General features: G+C 64.6%; 16 protein-coding genes. 14 read left to right on the top strand and 2 right to left on the bottom strand.

Annotated features, from left to right (window positions below; all coding sequences use genetic code 11):
- The first annotated feature begins 148 nt into the window (after positions 1 to 148).
- From gcvA to AC07FD_RS30145, 8 genes are all read left to right on the top strand, one after another.
- On the top strand, positions 149 to 1,123 hold the full coding sequence (gene gcvA, locus AC07FD_RS30180) for a transcriptional regulator GcvA (RefSeq protein ID WP_478352810.1): 975 nt from the start codon (positions 149 to 151) through the stop codon (positions 1,121 to 1,123).
- Positions 1,124 to 1,282: 159 nt separating this feature from the next.
- Positions 1,283 to 2,587, top strand: coding sequence for a nicotinate phosphoribosyltransferase (gene pncB, locus AC07FD_RS30175; RefSeq protein WP_478352809.1), 1,305 nt, complete (start codon positions 1,283 to 1,285; stop codon positions 2,585 to 2,587).
- A gap of 171 nt (positions 2,588 to 2,758) precedes the next feature.
- The gene (locus AC07FD_RS30170) at positions 2,759 to 4,189 is read left to right on the top strand and encodes a hypothetical protein (RefSeq protein ID WP_478352808.1); all 1,431 of its coding nucleotides are present in this window, start codon (positions 2,759 to 2,761) and stop codon (positions 4,187 to 4,189) included.
- 154 nt (positions 4,190 to 4,343) lie between these two features.
- On the top strand, positions 4,344 to 5,645 hold the full coding sequence (locus AC07FD_RS30165; RefSeq protein WP_457151180.1) for an ABC transporter substrate-binding protein: 1,302 nt from the start codon (positions 4,344 to 4,346) through the stop codon (positions 5,643 to 5,645).
- A gap of 218 nt (positions 5,646 to 5,863) precedes the next feature.
- Positions 5,864 to 6,745 (top strand): branched-chain amino acid ABC transporter permease, encoded by an 882-nt coding sequence (locus AC07FD_RS30160; RefSeq protein WP_478352807.1) that lies wholly within the window; start codon positions 5,864 to 5,866, stop codon positions 6,743 to 6,745.
- Positions 6,742 to 7,704, top strand: a complete 963-nt coding sequence (locus AC07FD_RS30155) for a branched-chain amino acid ABC transporter permease (RefSeq protein WP_478352806.1) — start codon at positions 6,742 to 6,744, stop codon at positions 7,702 to 7,704. Before AC07FD_RS30160 ends, AC07FD_RS30155 begins: the two co-directional genes overlap by 4 nt.
- Positions 7,701 to 8,426 carry an ABC transporter ATP-binding protein gene (locus tag AC07FD_RS30150; RefSeq protein ID WP_095084335.1) on the top strand — a complete coding sequence of 242 codons (726 nt, stop codon included), beginning with the start codon at positions 7,701 to 7,703 and terminating at the stop codon, positions 8,424 to 8,426. Before AC07FD_RS30155 ends, AC07FD_RS30150 begins: the two co-directional genes overlap by 4 nt.
- Complete coding sequence (locus AC07FD_RS30145) at positions 8,423 to 9,157, top strand: ABC transporter ATP-binding protein (protein ID WP_095083415.1); 735 nt, start codon at positions 8,423 to 8,425, stop codon at positions 9,155 to 9,157. The genes AC07FD_RS30150 and AC07FD_RS30145 overlap by 4 nt, the downstream gene beginning before the upstream one ends.
- Here AC07FD_RS30145 and AC07FD_RS30140 read toward each other — a convergent pair whose 3' ends face one another.
- Together AC07FD_RS30140 and pncA are read right to left on the bottom strand one after the other, a co-directional pair.
- A complete protein-coding gene (locus tag AC07FD_RS30140) occupies positions 9,158 to 10,540 on the bottom strand; it encodes a sodium:proton antiporter (protein ID WP_478352860.1) in 1,383 nt (460 codons plus the stop codon). It abuts the gene before it with no gap.
- A 70-nt stretch (positions 10,541 to 10,610) separates the two neighbouring features.
- Positions 10,611 to 11,225, bottom strand: a complete 615-nt coding sequence (pncA, locus tag AC07FD_RS30135) for a bifunctional nicotinamidase/pyrazinamidase (RefSeq protein ID WP_478352805.1) — start codon at positions 11,223 to 11,225, stop codon at positions 10,611 to 10,613.
- Positions 11,226 to 11,485: 260 nt separating this feature from the next.
- Between pncA and AC07FD_RS30130 the strand changes: the two genes are divergently transcribed.
- Genes AC07FD_RS30130 through AC07FD_RS30105 form a run of 6 tightly spaced genes read left to right on the top strand, consistent with a single transcriptional unit; the run spans position 11,486 to position 18,613 of the window.
- Positions 11,486 to 12,346: an FAD binding domain-containing protein gene (locus AC07FD_RS30130; protein WP_478352804.1), complete on the top strand. Its 861-nt coding sequence runs from the start codon at positions 11,486 to 11,488 to the stop codon at positions 12,344 to 12,346.
- A 17-nt stretch (positions 12,347 to 12,363) separates the two neighbouring features.
- Positions 12,364 to 15,159 carry a molybdopterin-dependent oxidoreductase gene (locus AC07FD_RS30125; protein ID WP_478352859.1) on the top strand — a complete coding sequence of 932 codons (2,796 nt, stop codon included), beginning with the start codon at positions 12,364 to 12,366 and terminating at the stop codon, positions 15,157 to 15,159.
- Complete coding sequence (locus AC07FD_RS30120; RefSeq protein WP_478352803.1) at positions 15,156 to 16,697, top strand: 6-hydroxynicotinate reductase; 1,542 nt, start codon at positions 15,156 to 15,158, stop codon at positions 16,695 to 16,697. The genes AC07FD_RS30125 and AC07FD_RS30120 overlap by 4 nt, the downstream gene beginning before the upstream one ends.
- On the top strand, positions 16,697 to 17,578 hold the full coding sequence (locus AC07FD_RS30115) for a UPF0280 family protein (RefSeq protein WP_478352802.1): 882 nt from the start codon (positions 16,697 to 16,699) through the stop codon (positions 17,576 to 17,578). Before AC07FD_RS30120 ends, AC07FD_RS30115 begins: the two co-directional genes overlap by 1 nt.
- On the top strand, positions 17,571 to 18,155 hold the full coding sequence (locus tag AC07FD_RS30110) for an amino acid synthesis family protein (RefSeq protein WP_478352801.1): 585 nt from the start codon (positions 17,571 to 17,573) through the stop codon (positions 18,153 to 18,155). Before AC07FD_RS30115 ends, AC07FD_RS30110 begins: the two co-directional genes overlap by 8 nt.
- Positions 18,152 to 18,613 carry a MarR family winged helix-turn-helix transcriptional regulator gene (locus AC07FD_RS30105; RefSeq protein WP_478352800.1) on the top strand — a complete coding sequence of 154 codons (462 nt, stop codon included), beginning with the start codon at positions 18,152 to 18,154 and terminating at the stop codon, positions 18,611 to 18,613. Before AC07FD_RS30110 ends, AC07FD_RS30105 begins: the two co-directional genes overlap by 4 nt.
- Positions 18,614 to 18,621: the final 8 nt, after the last annotated feature.

The following is an 18,621-nucleotide window of genomic DNA, read 5'->3' as shown; positions in this document are numbered from 1 at the left end:
CCGGGCCAAAGTGTCTGGCAGCCGCATTGAAAAATCAATTGATATTGTTAGGGTGTTGGCTGTGAGAAAATCTCACAATTAACTCTGAGCACTATCTCATCCGAAAAACCGGCCTCCATTTTTCGGGATCGTGCTTCAATGGATGCCCATGGCCAAGCGCCTGCCACCGCTGAATCCGCTGCGCGCCTTCGAGGCAACGGCACGCCATGGCTCGCTGACCAAGGCGGCGAGTGAGCTGAATGTCACGCATGGCGCCATCAGTCACCAGATCAAGGCGCTCGAGCAGTCGCTCGGCGTCAAGCTTTTCGAGCGCGCCGGCCAGCGGGTCAAACTGACCCCACATGGTGCCGAGCTGCTGCCGGCGGTCTCGAGCGCCTTCGACGGCATCGCCGCCGCCACGCAGCGCATGACAAGGCCGGCGAGCAGCGGCGCGCTCTCCGTCTCCTGCGTGCCGGCATTGCTCTTGCTGTGGATGACGCCGCGGCTCGGCAGTTTCATGGCGCAATATCCTGACATCAGGCTGACGCTGATCCCTTCCAACGACGCCAAGGATATCCGCGCGCCGCAGATCGATGTCTGCGTGCATTACGGCGATGGCAGTTGGACCGATTGCTGGATGCGCAAATGGTCGGGGCTCGAACTGTTTCCCGTGGTGAGCCCGACGTTGATCAACAACCGTCCGATCCGCAGCTTCAGGGATCTCGCCGACCATGTCTTCCTGCATGGCGATGACGGCCGCGAATGGCACACCTGGCTGGCGGCCGCCGATGCGCTGGACCTGGAACGCGGCCGCCGTCATCATCTGGGCGATGCACGCATGGCGGTTGAGGCCGCGGTCCACGGCCATGGCGTGGCGCTGGGCGATTCGGTGACGGCCAGTTCGCTGCTGGCCAGGGGCATGCTGGTGGCGCCGTTCAGCTTGTCGGTGCCGGCGACCGACGATTTCTATGTCGTCTGTCGCAACGAGATGAAGTCGACGCCGATCGTGCAGTTGTTCATCGACTGGCTGTTTGCCGAGAAGGCGCAGGATGACGGCCGCGCCGATGCGCCGGTAGCGGGCCGCGTCGTCACCCGCCGCAAGCGTCCGGCGCTCAGGGTCATCGGCGGCAGAACCGGGATCTGACACCGGCTGGCGGCGGCGGTGCCGGCCGATCGTGTCCGGCCGCATGCAGGGTTTTCTTTTTGTCGGGCCAGCCCTGAAACCGGGCAGCGTTTTGGCCAATTCGATGCTATGAGGCCTGTCGCGGTTGTGGGTAGCAGGCAGCGAAGGCGGTGTTGAAACATGGCTAGGACCGATATTGCGCGGCGTGTCTACAACCACACCTGGAAGCTCGACCCAATCGTGCGCAGCCTGCTCGATACGGACTTCTACAAGCTTTTGATGCTGCAGATGATCTGGGGCATGTACCCCAAGGTCGACACGACCTTCTCACTGATCAACCGCACCACCTCCGTGCGGCTGGCCGAAGAGATCGACGAGGGCGAACTGCGCGAACAACTCGACCATGCCCGCACCTTGCGCTTCAGCAAGAAGGAGATGATCTGGCTCGGCGGTAACAATTTCTACGGCCGCAAGCAGATCTTCGAGCCGGAATTCCTCGCCTGGCTGGAGAATTTCAGGCTGCCGGAATACGAATTGTCGAAGCGCGACGGCCAGTATGAGCTCACCTTCAGCGGGCCTTGGATGTACACCACGCTGTGGGAAATCCCGGCGCTCGCCATCATAAATGAACTCCGTTCCCGCGCGGCCTTGCGGGCGTACGGCCCGTTCGCGCTCGACGTGCTCTATGCCCGCGCCAAGGCCAAGATGTGGGCCAAGACCGAACGGCTGAAGGCGCTGCCCGGCATCCGCATTTCGGACTTCGGCACGCGCCGGCGCCATTCCTTCCTGTGGCAGCGCTGGTGCGTCGAGGCGTTGAAGGAAGGCATCGGCGAAGCTTTCACCGGCACCTCCAACGTGCTTTTGGCCATGGACAACGACCTCGAAGCGCTCGGCACCAACGCCCACGAACTGCCGATGGTGTTCGCCGCGCTCGCCAATTCGGAAAAAGAGCTGAAACAGTCACCCTACAAGGTGCTGCAGGACTGGCAGCGCTATTATGGCGGCAATCTGCTGATCGTGCTGCCCGATGCCTTCGGCACGGCCTCATTCCTGCGCGACGCGCCGGACTGGGTGGCCGACTGGACCGGTTTTCGCCCCGACAGCGCGCCGCCGATCGAGGGCGGCGAAAAAATCCTGTCCTGGTGGCGCGACAGGGGCAAGGATCCCCGGCAGAAACTGCTGATCTTCTCCGACGGGCTCGAGGTCGAAACGATTGAGGAGACCTACCGCCATTTCAGGGGCAAGGTGCGCATGTCGTTCGGCTGGGGCACCAACCTCACCAATGATTTCGAGGGCTGCGCGCCGACGGAAACCAACAGCCTGGACGCGATATCGCTGGTCTGCAAGGTCACCGAGGCCAATGGAAGACCGGCGGTCAAGCTTTCCGACAATCCGGCCAAGGCGACCGGCGACGAGAAAGAGATCGAGCGTTATCTCAGGATCTTCGGTCAAAAGGACCGCGTGGAGCAACTGGTCAAGGTGTGAGGGGTGATGGAACTCTTCGATAGTTCGAGTTCCTTCGCGCCCCCCTCTGTCCTGCCGGACATCTCCCCCTCCAGGGGGGAGATCGGCAGTTCCACCGGCAGTGCTTCCTCTGCAACCCCGAGAGTTGGCGAAAGCCAAAATGACCGCGCAATCTCCCCCCTTGAGGGGGAGATGTCCGGCAGGACAGAGGGGGGCGCCGTAGAGCGCCTTTCTTCAAGAACTCTGCTCGTTTGCCTAACTTTGTCACCCACGCCCGCCTTCGCCCACGCCTCCGACCGTGGCCATGTCCTGCTCTTGCCGACCGGCTACTATCTGGTCGGCGGCGCTTTCGCCGTGGCTGTCAGTTTCCTCGTGCTTGCGCTGCTGCCGGGGGATTTGCTCGACCGTTTCTGGCGTCGACGCCTGACGCTGTTCGCCTTCGGCGACAACGCCCGCACAATACTCAGCCTAATCTCCTTTGCCGGCTTTGCAATCCTCATCGCCGCCGGCCTTTTCGGCAGCCGCGACCCGCTTTCAAACCCTTTGCCGCTGGTCATCTGGACCCTGCTATGGGCTGGCGTCACGCTGCTGCAAGGTGTCTTCGGCGATCTCTGGTCATGGCTCAATCCATGGTATGGGCCGTGGCGCCTTACCTCACGTCTGCTCGGCGCGGGGGATGAAGGGAGCTGGCGACTTCCCCGATGGCTCGGCTGCTGGTCGGCCGTCCTGTTGTTTTTCGCCTTTGCCTGGTTCGAACTCATCGATCCGGCGCCCGACGATCCGGCGCGGCTGGCGTATGCTGCCGGCCTCTACTGGCTGCTCACCTTCCTTGCCATGCTGGCGTTCGGCTATCGAAACTGGAGCCGCAGCGGCGAATTCCTGTCGGTCTTCTTCTCGATGGTGGCGCGTTTCGCGATCGTCCAGCGCAACGAAACCGGTCGGCTTGGCCTGTGCTGGCCAGGCGCCAAGCTGTTCCCCGCCGAGCCGTTGCCGGCCAGCGGCATTGCCTTCCTGCTTCTTGCCCTGTCGTCGGTGTCCTTCGACGGCCTGTCGAAAACCTTCTTCTGGCTCGGCCTTTTCGGCATCAATCCGCTGGAATTTCCCGGCCGCACGGCGGTGCTCGGCAGCGGCAGCCTTGGGCTGGTTCTGACGTTCATGTTGCTTGCAGGCGTGTTCATGCTTGCAGTCTGGCTCGGCCAGCGTCTTGCGCGCAGCGATCGCCCCTTCGGCCATGTAGCCGGACTGCTGGTGTGGTCGATCGTGCCGATCGCGCTTGCCTATCATGCCGCGCATTACCTGACGTCGCTGCTCGTCGACGGCCAGTATGCGCTTGCGGCGCTGTCCGACCCGTTCGCGCTGGGCTGGAACGTGTTCGGCAGCGCCGACATGCAGATCGAGGCGGGCATCGTTGCCGGTGCGGATTCCGCCTGGTGGCTGTGGAACGTCCAGGCTGGCGCCATCATATCAGGCCATGTGCTCGCCGTCCTCATCGCCCACGGCTTCGCCTGGCGCCTGCACCCGCAGCCCTCCCGCGCAACCCTCAGCCAGTTCCCGCTCACTGTGCTGATGATCGCCTATACGGTCTTCGGCCTCTGGCTGCTTGCCACGCCGACGGTTGGCTGAGCCGTTTGCGCTGGAAAATAAACCGGGCTTCCCCCACGGAACCGGCATTGCCGTGTCCGGACTTTGGTGATTTAGTTTGTACACATGCAATTTTTCGACTTCCGGAAATGAGCGGACTTTGCGCTCCTAAACGCTGAACAAGGGGAACGGCATCATGGACAAGAGCAAGACCTTCGACCTCTCGAAAACCGGTCTCACCCGCCGCACGGCGCTGAAGGGGCTGGCCGCCACCGCCGGCCTGGTCACCGCGCCAGGCTTCGTCCGCTATTCCCAGGCACAGAGCTCGGCGCCGATCAAGATCGGCTTCCAGTCGCACCGCACCGGCATCGGCGCCGCTTATGGCCGCTGGTACGAGAAGACCACCGCTGCCGCCATCAAGGCGATCAACGCCGCCGGCGGCATCAACGGCCGCCAGGTCGAGGTGATCATCGAGGATGACGGCACCGATCCGGGCCGCGGCGCCGAAGTGGTCGGCAAGTTCGCCACCCAGCACAAGACCGACATCGTGTTCGGCACATTGTTCTCGCATGTCGTCATCGGCTCGGCGCCCGCCGCCGGCGAGGCCAAGATCCCCTACTTCGTCGTCAGCGAAGGCCACCATGTCGCCTCGACCAAGCTCAACCGCTATGTCTTCCAGCCCGGCATCACCGACGTGAAAAGCCAGATCCAGTCGATGGCGCCGTGGATCGCGGCCAATGCCGGCAAGAAGGTGACGCAGATCTTCCCGGATTTCGCCTTCGGCTACGACCACCGCGACTACCTGCCGCCGGCGCTGAAGGCGCAAGGCGCCGACGTCATCGCGCAGATCGCCATCCCGCCGACGGAATCGTCCTTCACCAAGTACTTCCCGCAGATCCCGGCTGAGACCGAGGTGATCTACCACGTCATGGTCGGCCCGGCGGTGCTCACCTTCGTCAAGGAACTCGGCGAGTTCTACGGCTCCAACCGGCCGCAGCTGTTCGGCTTCATGGATTCGCTGGAGGCCACCGATATCAACAGCCCTGGGCTCGAATTTCTGGACGGCAGCCATTTCTGGGAGGGTTCGCCGCGCTATGCGCAGGCCGACGACAGCGCCGCGCAAAAAGCCTATCGCGCCGCCGTCGGTATCGACGACAATGGCGCCGCCGTCGGCGATCCAAAGGACGTCTCCACCGCGTCGCACATGTTCGGCTGCTGGGAAACGCTCTATGTGGTCAAGAAGGCGATGGAAGACGCCGGCTACAAGGGGCCGGAAGACCGCGCCAAGCTGGTCGAGGCGACCGAGGCGCTGACCGCCTTCGCCGAAGGACCCGAGCATCCGCAGGGCCCAAAAACCTTCAACGGCAAGATCCACCAGTGCTTCGGTATCCAGAACATCTCCAAGGTCGAAGGTGGCAAGCTGAAGGTCGTCCACAAGACCAAGATCGAGGACGGGCTTTACGAGGCCGAGGGGGATTACACGACGCAGGCGCTGTAGTCTTAGCTGCTCCAGCAAGCGTGAGCGCCAAGCCACCCCCCTCTGTCCTGCCGGACGTCTCCCCCTCAAGGGGGGAGATCGGCTGCTTTCACCGCCTTCGCCAATCATCGCAGCTGGTGGATGGCCGCCATCGCACGAACTGCCAATCTCCCCCCTTGAGGGGGAGATGGCCGGCAGGCCAGAGGGGGGTGCACTTGGCGCCTGCCGGAGTGTAACCGATGCACTTCGGTCCCCACCTTCTCCTCGCCGCCCTCGAAGGCCTCGTCACCTCCGCCGTGCTGGCGCTGATGGCGCTTGGGCTGTCGCTGGTGTTCGGCGTCATGCGCGTCGTCAACGTCGCCCATGGCGAATTCTTCATGCTCGGCGCCGTGCTTGCCTGGGCGATCACCACGGCGATCGGCGGTCACCCGGCTGTCGGCTTCCTGGCGGCGCTGGTGGTTGCGCCACTGATCGTCGGCGTTATCGCGCTGGTTGCCGAACGGCTGGTGCTGCGCCGGCTCAACTACAATCCGGAAGCCACCATCGTCGCCACCATCGGCATGCTCTACATCATCCAGCAGCTGGCGCTGACCTTCTACGGCCCGGAGGCGCGGCCTGTGGAGCCGCCGTTCAGCTATCGCATCCTTTTGCCGTGGTTCGGCTATTCCGGCTACAAACTGTCTGTCATCGCCGCCTCAGCGCTTCTGCTGGTGGCGACATGGCTGGTGCTGACGCGCACGAAGATCGGCCTGATCATGCGCGCCACGCAGTACGACAGCGAGACGGCGCAAGCCTTTGGCATCCCGGTCGGCCGAGTCTATGGCGGCGTCTTCGCGCTCGGCGCCATGCTGGCGGCCATCGCCGCGGTGCTGATCGTGCCGATCAGCCAGGCGCATTACCTGATGGGCCAGGATCCGCTGCTGCTGTCCTTCATCGTCGTCATCATCGGCGGTCTCGGCTCGCTGCGCGGCACGGTCGTCGCCGCCGTGCTGATCGGCCTGTCCGACGGCATCATCTCGGTGTTCTTCTCGCCGACGCTGGCCAAGATCATCGCCACACTGCTGGTCGCCATGGTGCTGGTGTTCCGGCCGCAAGGCCTGTTCGGGACGGCGTCGCGATGAGCGAAGCTTCGCCGGCAAAGGCCTACGGCCTGCATCTCGGCGTCATCGGGCTGCTGTTCGTGCTGAGCTTCCTTTTGCCGGAGTACTATCACGGCCTGCTCGCCCGCATCATGGTGCTGGCGGTCTTTGCCATGGGCTACAACATGCTGTTCGGCTATGTCGGCCTGCTCAGCCTCGGCCACGCCATGTTCTTTTCCGCCGGGCTCTACGGTGCCGGCCTTGCCGTCATCCAGCTTGGCTGGAGCGTGCCGGCGGCATTCGCCGCGGGCCTCTGCTGCGGTGTCGTTCTTTCCCTGGTGATCGGCCTGCTGGCGCTACGCACGTCAGGCGTCGCCTTCATGATCGTGACCATGATGTTCGCGCAGGTGTTCTACCTCATCATTCTCTACTTCTCGTCATGGACCGGCGGCGACCAGGGCATGGTCGTGCCGCAGCCGGCGCGGGTGCTTGCTTTCGGCGCGACATCGCTCGATCTCACCAACCCGACCGTGCGCTACATGAGCGCGCTCGGCTTGTTCTCGCTGGTGCTGCTGATCACGCTTGCGATTGTCCGATCCAGATATGGCCGCGTGCTGGTCGCCATCCGCGAGAACGAGGAGCGGACGAAGATGCTGGGCTACGACACCTTCTCCAACAAGCTCGCCGCCGTCGTCATCTCCGGCATGGTCTGCGCTGCCTCGGGTGCTGCCTATGCGCTGCTGTTCGGCTATGTCGGCTCGAGCTTCGCTTCGGTGCAGTATTCCATCCTGCCGCTGCTGTGGGTGCTGCTCGGCGGCGCCGCCACGACGCTTGGGCCGCTGATCGGCACGCTGTTCATGTACTATGTCATCGACATCACCAGCGGTTACACCTCGGCCTATCTGCTGATCGTCGGCATCGCCCTCATCCTGCTGGTGCTGTTTTTCCCCAAAGGCATTCTCGGCAGCATGCGGCAGCGCTGGCTCAGGTGGCTGCCGTGACGCCGCTTTTGACCACCAAGGGCCTGTCGCGCAACTTCGGTGGCCTGCGCGCCGTCGACAGTGTCGATTTCACCTTGATGCCCGGCGAGATCCGCGCCGTCATCGGCCCGAACGGCGCGGGGAAGACCACCTTCGTCAGCCTAGTCAGCGGCCGCATCCAGCCGTCGTCAGGCATGATCGTCTTCGATGGCGCCGACATCACCGGCCTGCCGGCCTATGTCCGGGTCCGCCAGGGCATTGCCTACACGTTCCAGATCACCAGCGTCTTCGCCAACCTCACCGCCTACGACAATGTCGCATTGCCGGTGCAGCGCACGCTGAGCGATGGCCGCTCGAAGGGCGCGGTGCGTGCCGGCGTCATGGCGGCGCTCGACCGCACCGGCCTGGCCGACCGCGCCCACATGCCGGCCGGGCAATTGTCCTATGGCCACCAGCGCCTGCTGGAAGTGGCGATGGGCCTGGCGCTGAAGCCGCGCCTGCTGATCCTCGACGAGCCGACGCAGGGCCTGGCTGACAGCGAGATCGACAATTTCATCACCCTAGTGCGCGAGATCGCCGCGAATGCGACCGTGCTCCTGATCGAACACAACATGCCGGTCGTGATGCAATTGGCCGACCGCATCACCGTCTTCAACGCCGGCAAGATCCTCGCCGAAGGCACGCCCGAGGCGATCCGCGAGAACGCGGCCGTTCAGCAAGCCTATCTGGGGACCGCCCCATGACCGAAACGACCAAAGCGGAGACAAGGTCCGAGGCGCTGGCGATCTCGGGGCTGGACTGCTTCTATGGCGAGGTCCAGGTGCTTTACGGCCTCGATCTCGTGCTGAACAAGGGCGAGGTGCTCTGCCTGTTCGGCCGCAACGGCGCCGGCAAGACGACGACGCTCAAGGCCATCATGGGACTGGTCCCCTCAAGCGCCGGCTCGATCAGGCTCGGTGGCCAGGAATTGACCGGTCTGCCGGCGCATGAGGTGCCGAAGGCCGGCGTCGCCTATGTGCCGCAGGGAAGGCGGCTGTTCGCCGAAATGACGGTGGCTGAAAACATCGAGATCGGCCTGATGGCTCGCGGCAAGGGCAAGGCGACGCGCGAAACCGTGCTCGACCTGTTCCCGCTGCTGCGCCAGCGGCTGCGGCAACGCTCGGGCACCTTGTCCGGCGGCGAGCAGCAGATGCTGGCGATGGCGCGCGCGCTTTGCCTCGAACCGCAGGTGCTGCTGCTCGACGAGCCGACCGAAGGGTTGATGCCGTCGATGATCGCCAAGATCCGCGAGACGGTGTCGACGCTGCGCGACATGGGTGTGTCCACGATCCTGGTCGAACAGCGGGTCGATGCGGTGCTGTCCGTTGCCGACCGTGTTTGCTTCATCGAGAACGGCCGCAACCGCGAGACGGTCGATGTCGAGGAACTGCGTGCCGACCCGTCGGCAGTGCGTCGCTATGTCGGCGTGGGCTGATCAGCCGAAGAACAAAAAGCCGGCGACCAGGAAAGTCGGGATCAGCACCAGCCCGGACCACAGCATGTAGCCGAAGAAGCCCGGCATCTTCACGCCGCGATGCCTTGCGATGGCATAGACCATGAAATTGGGTGCATTGCCGATATAGGTGTTGGCGCCCATGAACACCGCACCCGCCGAAATCGCCGCCAAGGTCGAGGCGAACTCCGTCATCAGATGCCGAGGGTCGCCGCCGGCGAGTTCGAAGAACACCAGATAGGTCGGCGCATTGTCGAGGAAGGACGACAGCGCCCCGGTCAGCCAGAAATAGGCGAGATCGTTGGGCTGGCCGGAGGGCGAACTGACAAGTGCCACCAGCGGCGCCAGAGCGCCGTCATGGCTTGCCCTGAGGATGGCGATGACCGGCACGATGCAGATGAAGATGCCGGCAAACAATTTCGCCACCTCTGCTATCGGCCCCCAGTTGAAGCCGTTCGCTTTGCGGTGGCTCTTGTACGATAGGGGAAGCGACAGCAAGGCCAGCGCCAGGTTGATGGCGTCGCGCACCAGATTCTGCAGCTCGAGGCTCACGCCCAACACGGAAAAGCTCACGCCCGGCTTCCAGGCCGCCGACAGCAGGATCGCACCGATCACGCCAGCCAGCAGCGGAAGGTTGGCCAGGCCGCGCAGGCGCACCTTCGTATCCGGTGTCGGATCCTTGATCTTCGGCGCCCCAGCTTCGCGCCGGTGGAGGATGATGTCGATGGCCAGGAAGACGGCCAGCACGACGACGCCGACGAACAGCGTCTCGCGCCAGAGGTTGGCGGTGGTCCAGAAAAAATCGACGCCGCGCAGGAAACCAACGAACAGCGGCGGGTCGCCGAGCGGCGTCAGCGAGCCGCCGATGTTGGAAACCAGGAAGATGAAGAAGATGACGACATGGGCGTTGAACGGCCTGGCGTCGTTGGCGCGCAGGATCGGCCGGATCAGGACCATCGAGGCGCCGGTCGTGCCGATCACCGAGGCCAGGATCGCGCCGGCAAGCAGCAGCCCGGCATTGACCAGCGGCGTCCCGTGGATGTTGCCGGCAAGCAGGATGCCGCCCGAAATCGTGTAGAGCGCGAACAGCAGGATGATGAACGACATGTATTCGGTGAGCAGCGCGTGCAGCACCGCCTCGGTCGCGCTGGGAATGCCGAAGGCCAAGGCCAGCGGCACGATCACCAGCGCCGACCACAGCGCTGATATCTTGCCATAATGATGCTCCCATATGTGATGGAAGAGCAAAGGCCCGGTGGCGATCGACAGCAGCAGGCCGGCAAAGGGCAGCGCCCACCACAGCGACATCGCGGCGCCGGGCAGCGCGTGTTCCTCCGCTGCCAAGGCCTGGCCTGGAAACAGCATTGCGACGGCGATCACAGCGCCCGCTCCTGTCGCAATCCGCAAAAAGCCCCTCTTGCGCCCCACGTTCAGTTCAATCCAAGACGTGGTCTTCAAGCGTCACGCCGGCGTCGCGCATGCGGTGCAGCATTGTCTCGAGCGAACCGTTGAGATCGATGCCACGACAGGCATCGAGCCGGACGGTGGTTTTGAAACCTTGGCTGATGGCGTCCAGCGCCGAAAAGGCAACGCAGAAATCGGTTGCCAAGCCGACCAGGGTCAGCGTGTCGATGCCGCGCTCCCTGAGATAGCCGCCAAGGCCGGTCGGCGTCGTCCGGTCGTTCTCGAAGAAGGCCGAGTAGCTGTCGATGGCAGGCCGAAAACCCTTGCGGATGACGAGCTCCGCCTTGGTCCAGGCGAGGCCGGAATGGAAATCCGAACCCAGGCTGCCCTGGATGCAGTGGTCCGGCCACAAAGTCTGCTGGCCGTAGGGCATGTCGATCATCGTGAACGGCTGCGAGCCCGGATGGCTGGAGGCAAAGCTCGAATGGCCGGCGGGATGCCAGTCCTGCGTCAGCACGACATGATCGGCGTGCCGGATCAGGTCATTGACCAGCGGCACGATCTCGTCGCCGCCGGCAACCGCCAGTGCGCCGCCCGGACAAAAATCGTTCTGCAGGTCGATGACAACAAGCGCTTCGTCGGCCATGCGGCTTCCTTCCTCTCTGTCTTGATGCCGCTGTTGCGACCGGAGGCAGAAACTCGACCAGATGACTGGCTGCGTCAACCTCTGGCAGCATAACAACATCGTAACAAATGCGTGCCGACCGAGCCGCTGCAAACTCCGGCTTTGACAATTCCTGCCGTCTTGATATCATTTGCATACGAATGAATTCCGCCCGGCTCCAATGCTGGTGGAGTCTTTCGAAATACCGGTTTCTGGAAGGCCTCTTTTCTGGAAGGCAAAGCGTGATCCGTTACGCGAAACCCACCATAGTCGACGAAGCGCTCGCTCTGCTTGGCGAGGGCGCCTGGCGCATTCTAGCCGGCGGCACCGATTTCTATCCGGCACAAGGCAGCAAGCCGTTCCGTGACAATGTTCTCGACATCAATGGCCTGGCGGCGCTGCGCGGCATTGCCGAGACGGATGACCACTTCGTCATCGGCGCGCGCACGACCTGGACCGACATCATCCGCCATCCCTTGCCACCGGCCTTCGATGCGCTGAAGCAGGCGGCGCGTGAGGTCGGCTCGGTGCAGATCCAGAACGTCGCCTCGGTCGCCGGCAATCTCTGCAACGCCTCGCCGGCCGCCGACGGCGTGCCGGCGCTGCTCGTCCTTGATGCTGAGGTCGAACTGCGATCGGCGATAACGACACGTTATTTGCCGCTGCAGGACTTCATTCTCGGCAATCGTCGCACGGCCCGGCAGCCCGGCGAGATGGTCACGGCCATCCGCGTGCCGAAACCTGCAGCCGGCACGTCGGCTTTCGTCAAGCTCGGCGCGCGGCGCTATCTCGTCATTTCCATCGCCATGGTGGCGGCGCGTCTGGTGGTGGACAACGGCATTGTCGGGGAAGCCGCGGTTGCCGCCGGCTCCTGCTCGGTGGTGGCCAAGCGCCTCGCCGGCGTCGAAGCCGCCTTGCGCGGCCGGCCCGCCGGCCTGGCGCTCGCCAATGCGGTCCTGGCCGCGCCGATGGCTGAGCTGTCGCCGATCGCCGATGTGCGCGGCAGCGCCGAATACCGGCTTGATGCGGTGCGCGAGATCGTTGCCCGCGCCGTGCTCAAGACCTGTGGGCTGATGAACGACCCCGAGGTGGTGGCGGCATGAGCCAGGTCTCGCCTGAAATGCGTGAAACCCTGCCAGATCTCGGCGGCGTTCAGCCTCGCCTCGGCCCTGAGCGAGCCGACATCGCCTTCGAGGTGAATGGCGCAGCCATCTCGGTCAACGTGCCGCCGCTGCGGCGGCTGTCCTCAGTGCTACGCGACGAACTGCTTTTGACCGGCACCAAGGTCGGCTGCGACGCCGGCGACTGCGGCGCCTGCACGGTGCTGGTCGACGGCGAGCCGGTTTGCGCCTGCCTGATGTCGGCGGCTTCTGCCGCGGGAACGGCTGTCATAACCGTCGAGGGGCTCGCCAATGGCCGGCTGTCGGCGCTGCAGGCCTCGTTCCTCGACCATGGTGCGGCGCAGTGCGGCATCTGCACGCCGGCCCTGCTGGTCGCGGCCACGGCATTGCTGGACAACAAGCCCAACCCGACCGAGACCGAGGTCCAGGACGCGCTGGGCGGCATCCTCTGCCGCTGCACCGGTTACCGGAAGATCATCGCAGCGGTGATGGATGCCTCCCTGCAGGAAGGAAGCCTCGATTTCCGCTTGCCGCGATCGGGCCATGCGATTGGTTCTTCGCCCGTCCGGCTCGACGGCGTGCCGAAGGTCACCGGCAGTGAAAAATTCGGCGGCGATTCCTTCCCCGCCGATGCATTGGCCGTGCTGGTGGTGCGCTCGCCGCATTACCATGCCAGCTTTGCCTTCGGCGACCTCGGTGGCTGGGTGAAGGCGCATCCCGGCATCGCCGGTGTCTTCACCGCCGCCGACATCGCGGGCAAGAACTGCTTCGGCGTCATTGGCCCGTTCGCCGACCAGCCGGCGCTGGCCGAGCGTTTCGCGCGCCTTCGCGGCGAAGCGGTGGCGCTGGTCGCCGGCGAGCGCGAGACCATCCTCGATCTCGACCTGTCGGATTTTCCGGTCCACTGGAGCGAGTTGCCGCATATTCTGCATCCCAGCGAAGCGCAGGCCAGCGGCGCCAGGCAGATCCATGAAAACCGCCCGGCGAACCTGCTCACCTCCGGCTTTGTCGAGCATGGCGATCCCGAGACGGCGCTTGCCGGCGCGGCCATCACCGTGTCCGGCGCCATCGATACTTCCTATGTCGAGCACGCCTATATCGAGCCCGAAGCCGGCTATGCATATCTGGATGGCGACACGCTGGTTGTCGTCGCTTGCACTCAGGCGCCCTATATGGACCGTGATGAGACGGCGAAGGTGCTCGGCCTTGCCGTCGACAAGGTGCGCATCGTGCCGACCGCGACCGGGGGCGGCTTTGGCTCCAAGCTCGACGTTTCGCTGCAGCCATTGATTGGCCTTGTCGCGCTGAAGACCGGCCGGCCGGCCGCGCTCGCCTATACCCGCAATGAATCCATGATATCGACCACCAAGCGCCATCCCGCCGAGATGAAGGCGACCATCGGTGCCGATGCAGACGGCCATATCACCGGGATGATCTTTGCCGGCGACTTCAACACCGGCGCCTATGCCAGCTGGGGGCCGACGGTGGCCAACCGCGTGCCGGTACACGCCTCCGGCCCGTATGCGACACCGAACTATCGCGCCGAGGGCCGCGCCATTCACACCCATGGGCCGATCTCCGGCGCCTTCCGCGGCTTCGGCGTGCCGCAAGCGACGATCATGCAGGAGACGCTCTATGACCAGCTGGCCGACAAGTTGGGCATTGACCGGCTCGATTTTCGCTTGAAGAACTGCCTTCGGAACGGAACCGAAACGGTTACCGGACAGCGGTTGGATTCCGGCGTCGGCATTGCCGAATGCCTTGAGTCGTTGCAACCGCATTGGGCGCGGGCGAAGACCGATGCGGAGGTATTCAACGATGCCAACAAGGATAGAAAGCGTGGCGTTGGTGTCGCCTCCTGCTGGTATGGCTGCGGCAACACCTCGCTGCCCAACCCGTCGACCATCCGCGTCGGCATCGCCGCTTGCGGCGACGTCGTCCTGCATCAGGGCGCGGTCGATATTGGCCAGGGCTCGAACACGGTCATCCCCCAGATCTGCGCCGACGCGCTCGGCCTGCCGCTGGAAAAATTCAAGCTTAAGAGTGCCGATACTGCGATCACCCCCGATGCCGGCAAGACCTCGGCCTCGCGCCAGACTTTCGTCACCGGCAAGGCTGCCGAAAAGGCCGGCCGTGCCTTGCGCGAAAAGATCCTGCGCTTTGCCAATGTCTCGGAGAAAGCATCTCTGCAACTGGATGGCCCGGCGATAATCATCCGCGAGGGCGAGGCCACGCGCCACATCGACCTCGCAGCTTTGGACGTGGATGCCGATGGCTTCGTCTTCCGCGCCGAGGAAGGCTACGACCCGCCGACGCTGCCGCTCGACGCCAAGGGCCAGGGCAAGCCCTATGCGGTTTATGGCTACGGTGCGCAGATCGCCGAACTCGAAGTCGATCTCAAGCTCGGCACGGTCAAGCTGATCAAGATCACCGCGGCGCACGACGTCGGCAAGGCGATCAACCCGCTGCTCGTCGAGGGCCAGATCGAAGGCGGCATCGCGCAAGGCATCGGCATGGCGCTGATGGAGGAGTATATCCCCGGCCGCACCGAGAATCTGCACGACTACCTCATTCCGACCATTGGCGACGTGCCGCCGATCGAGACCATCCTGATCGAGGTCCCCGACCCCGAAGGACCGTTCGGCGCCAAGGGCCTGGGCGAACATGTGCTGATCCCGACGGCGCCGGCGATCCTCAACGCCATCCGCCACGCCACCGGCGTTCTGGTCACCAAGGTTCCGGCGACGCCGACGCGCATCCGCGCCGCCATTCGCGAAAAGGAGGCACGCCCATGAGCGAGCTTGCCGAACGCTTTGAAACCCACGATCCCGGTGAAAAGCAGGTGGCGGAGAAGATCCGCTGCGATGCCTGTCCGGTCATGTGCTACATCGCCGATGGCCGCACCGGCGCCTGCGACCGCTACGGCAATATCGGCGGCAGGATCGTGCGCATGGATCCGCTGACTATCCTCGACAACGCGGCCGAGGCCGGCGCGGCCATGGTGCCGTTCATCGCCGAGGGCGACGCATGGGACGGCGAACTGGTCAACACCGGCCGCCGCTTCGTCACCGCCATCGGTGCGGGCACCACCTATCCCGATTACAAGCCGGCTCCGTTCATCGTCAGCCAGCAAGTCGAAGGCGTCGATCTCGTCACCGTCGTTACCGAGGGCATCTTCTCCTACTGCGGCGTCAAGGTGAAGATCGACACCGACCGTCATATCGGGCCCGAGACGGCTACAGTGCGATCGCAAGGCGAAGCGATCGGCCATGTCACGACAGGCGAATACGGATCGCAGATGCTGTCGCTGGGCGGCGTGCACCACCTGACCGGCGGCTCGAAGTCGGAAGGCCGCGCCACTTGCGATGCGCTGCTCAATCTGTGCAACCGCAAGCCGGTGGAGCTCGGCATCGACGGCGGCGCCACCGTTATCGTCGAAGCCGGCAAACCACCGGTCATCGACGGCAAGCAGGAACACCGGATGCGTGTCGGCTGCGGCTCGGCCACCATCGGCATGTTCGCCACGCAATGGCGCGGGCTGGTCGACGAGGTGGTGGTGGTCGACGACCACATCACCGGCGTCGTCTCCGAGCATCAGGCCGGCAAGGTGCTGGGCTGGCAGGACACGGGCATCAAAATCATCGGCCGCCGCTCGACGCCGGGCCGCTATTTCAAGGTGTCCGATCCCGGCCTCGGATGGGGCGGCACCAGTATATCCGACCCGCTGTCGATCCTCGGCGAGTGGAACGCCAAGAAGGGCGCGCGGCCGGGCCTGTCGCTGCTGATGGTTTCGACCACCGGCGAGCAGTTTGCCTACTACGAGCTCGATGATGAATTGAAACCAGTACAGAAACCCTTCCCGGAGCGGCTGCAAAAGTCAGTCGGGCTGATCGAGGACAATTGCGAGCCGGCGCTGTGCACCGTGCTGTTCATCGGCGGCGCCGGTGGCTCGCTGCGCGCCGGCGTCACCGAAAACCCGGTCAATCTCACCCGTTCCGTGCAAGGCCTGAGCACCTATGTGACGGTCGGCGGCGCGCCGGTCTATGTCTGGCCGGGCGGGGGCATCACGCTGATGGTCGATGTCACGCGGGTGCCGGAAGGCGCCTTCGGCTATGTGCCGACCCCGGCGCTGGTGGCGCCGATCGAATTCACCCTGCGCCGCGACGACTATGTCCGGCTGGGTGGCTACGAGGCCGAAATCCGCAGCGTCGAGGATATCGTTGCCAAAGGCGGCGAGTATCTCAATCCGCGCCGGGGCACGGGTGCCGCGGCCGGCAATCCATGGCCGCCGCTGGCACAATTGCACCGTGTTCGCTCCAACGGGGCCGGGTGATGTCCGGCCCGCAAGCGCATTGGCTGCAGGACGGCAAGCGGCTGCATCTGAACCACGGGCCGATCGACCTGATCGTCGAGGCCTTTGGCGAGGCGCACGAATGCCGCAAGGCCTTTGAGCAGGCGGTGGCGCGTTTCCAGACCATCTTGCCGGAGCTGGTCGAGGAATTGCCGGAATTGCGCCAGCCGGCCACGAGTCGACCGCGCGCTTTCGCCGGTTCGACAGCGCAGCGCATGGAAGCGGCCGTCGTGCCCCTAGCGAAAGATTTCATCACGCCGATGGCCGCCGTCGCCGGTTCGGTAGCCGACGAAATGCTCGAGACAATGCTTGCCGGCCGGAAGCTCGACCGCGCCTATGTCAACAATGGCGGTGACAGCACGATCCATCTCGGCGCCGCCCAGTCGATGACGCTTGCCATCGCCGGCACCGGCCACGGTCTGGCCGACCGCATTGTCATCCATGCCGGCGATGGCGTGCGCGGCGTCGTCACCAGCGGCTGGCGTGGGCGCTCGTTTTCGCTTGGCATCGCCGATGCCGTCACCGTGCTGGCGCGGACCGGGGCCGAGGCCGATGCCGCCGCGACGCTGATTGCCAATGCCGTCGACCTGCCCGGCCATCCGGCCATCCGGCGCGTGCCGGCGCGCGACCTGGCGCCGGACAGCGACCTTGGCGACAGGTTGGTGACGCAAGAGGTGAACCGGCTTTCTTTAGGGGAAATCGCCACGGCGCTGGACGGCGGACTTGCCGTCGCCGAAGATTTCCGCCGCAGGGGATTGATCGCCGCATCAGCGCTGTTTCTTGCCGGCCAGACCCGCATCAGTGGTTCCATGGCGCTTGCCGCGCCCGACAAAAGTCCAGGGAAGGAAGTTGCCCATGCCTGAGTTTCCGATCCGCAAGATCGCGGTGCTAACGGAAGAGATCTTCCATGAGGGCGGGCCGGTGGCCAAGGTGCCGCGCCGGCGCGCCGCCGCCATGGCGCTAGTCAAGAACCCGTTCGCTGGGCGCTATGTCGAGGAGCTGCAGAGCGCCATGGACGATCTGAAGCCGCTCGGCCTGCTGCTGGCCGACCGGCTGATCGCGGCGCTCGGCGGCGACGTGAAACAGATCGACGGCTATGGCAAGGGCGCCATTGTCGGCTCCGCCGGCGAGCTTGAGCACGGCGCGCTGTGGCACGTGCCCGGCGGCTACGCCATGCGCGAACGGCTCGGCGACGCCAAGGCGATCGTGCCGTCGGCCAAGAAGGTCGGCGCCTTCGGCTCCAAGCTCGACGTGCCGCTCGGCCACATCAACGCCGCCTATGTGCGCAGCCATTTCGACGCCATGGAAGTCGGCATCAGCGACGGCCCGCGCGCCGACGAGATCCTGTTCTGCCTGGCCATGACCTGTGGCCCACGCGTCCACGACCGCATGGGCGGCCTGGCAGCCGGGGATATCAAGGCCTGGGACGGGTTGCGGTGAGCGCCGAGGACAATCTGCTCAAGCTGGTCGAGGCCGAAGAGCCTGATGAAAACGACTATCGCTTGCAGGAGCAGGTCGGTTTCATCCTGCGCAAGGCGCATCAGCGCCATGTCTCGATCTTCGCCGCCCATATCGCCGATCTGACGCCGCCGCAATTCGCGGCGCTGGCCAAGCTGCGCGATGTCGGCGAGACCTCGCAGAACCAGCTCGGCACGCTGATCGCCATGGACGCGGCGACGGTGAAGGGTGTCATCGACCGGCTGAAGGCGCGCGGCCTGGTCGATCTCTCCAAGCATGAGGTCGACAAAAGGCGGCTGCTGGTCAATCTGACCGCGGAAGGCCGCGACGCGGTCGAACGCCTGATCCCGCTTGCCCGCGAAATCACCCAGGAAACACTGGCGCCGCTCTCGGCCAAGGAGATCGCCACATTCATGAAGCTTCTGGCCAAACTGGCCTGAGTCTCGAC

It is taken from the genome of Mesorhizobium waitakense (assembly GCF_056431085.1).
This window is presented reverse-complemented; position numbering and strand designations above follow the sequence as displayed.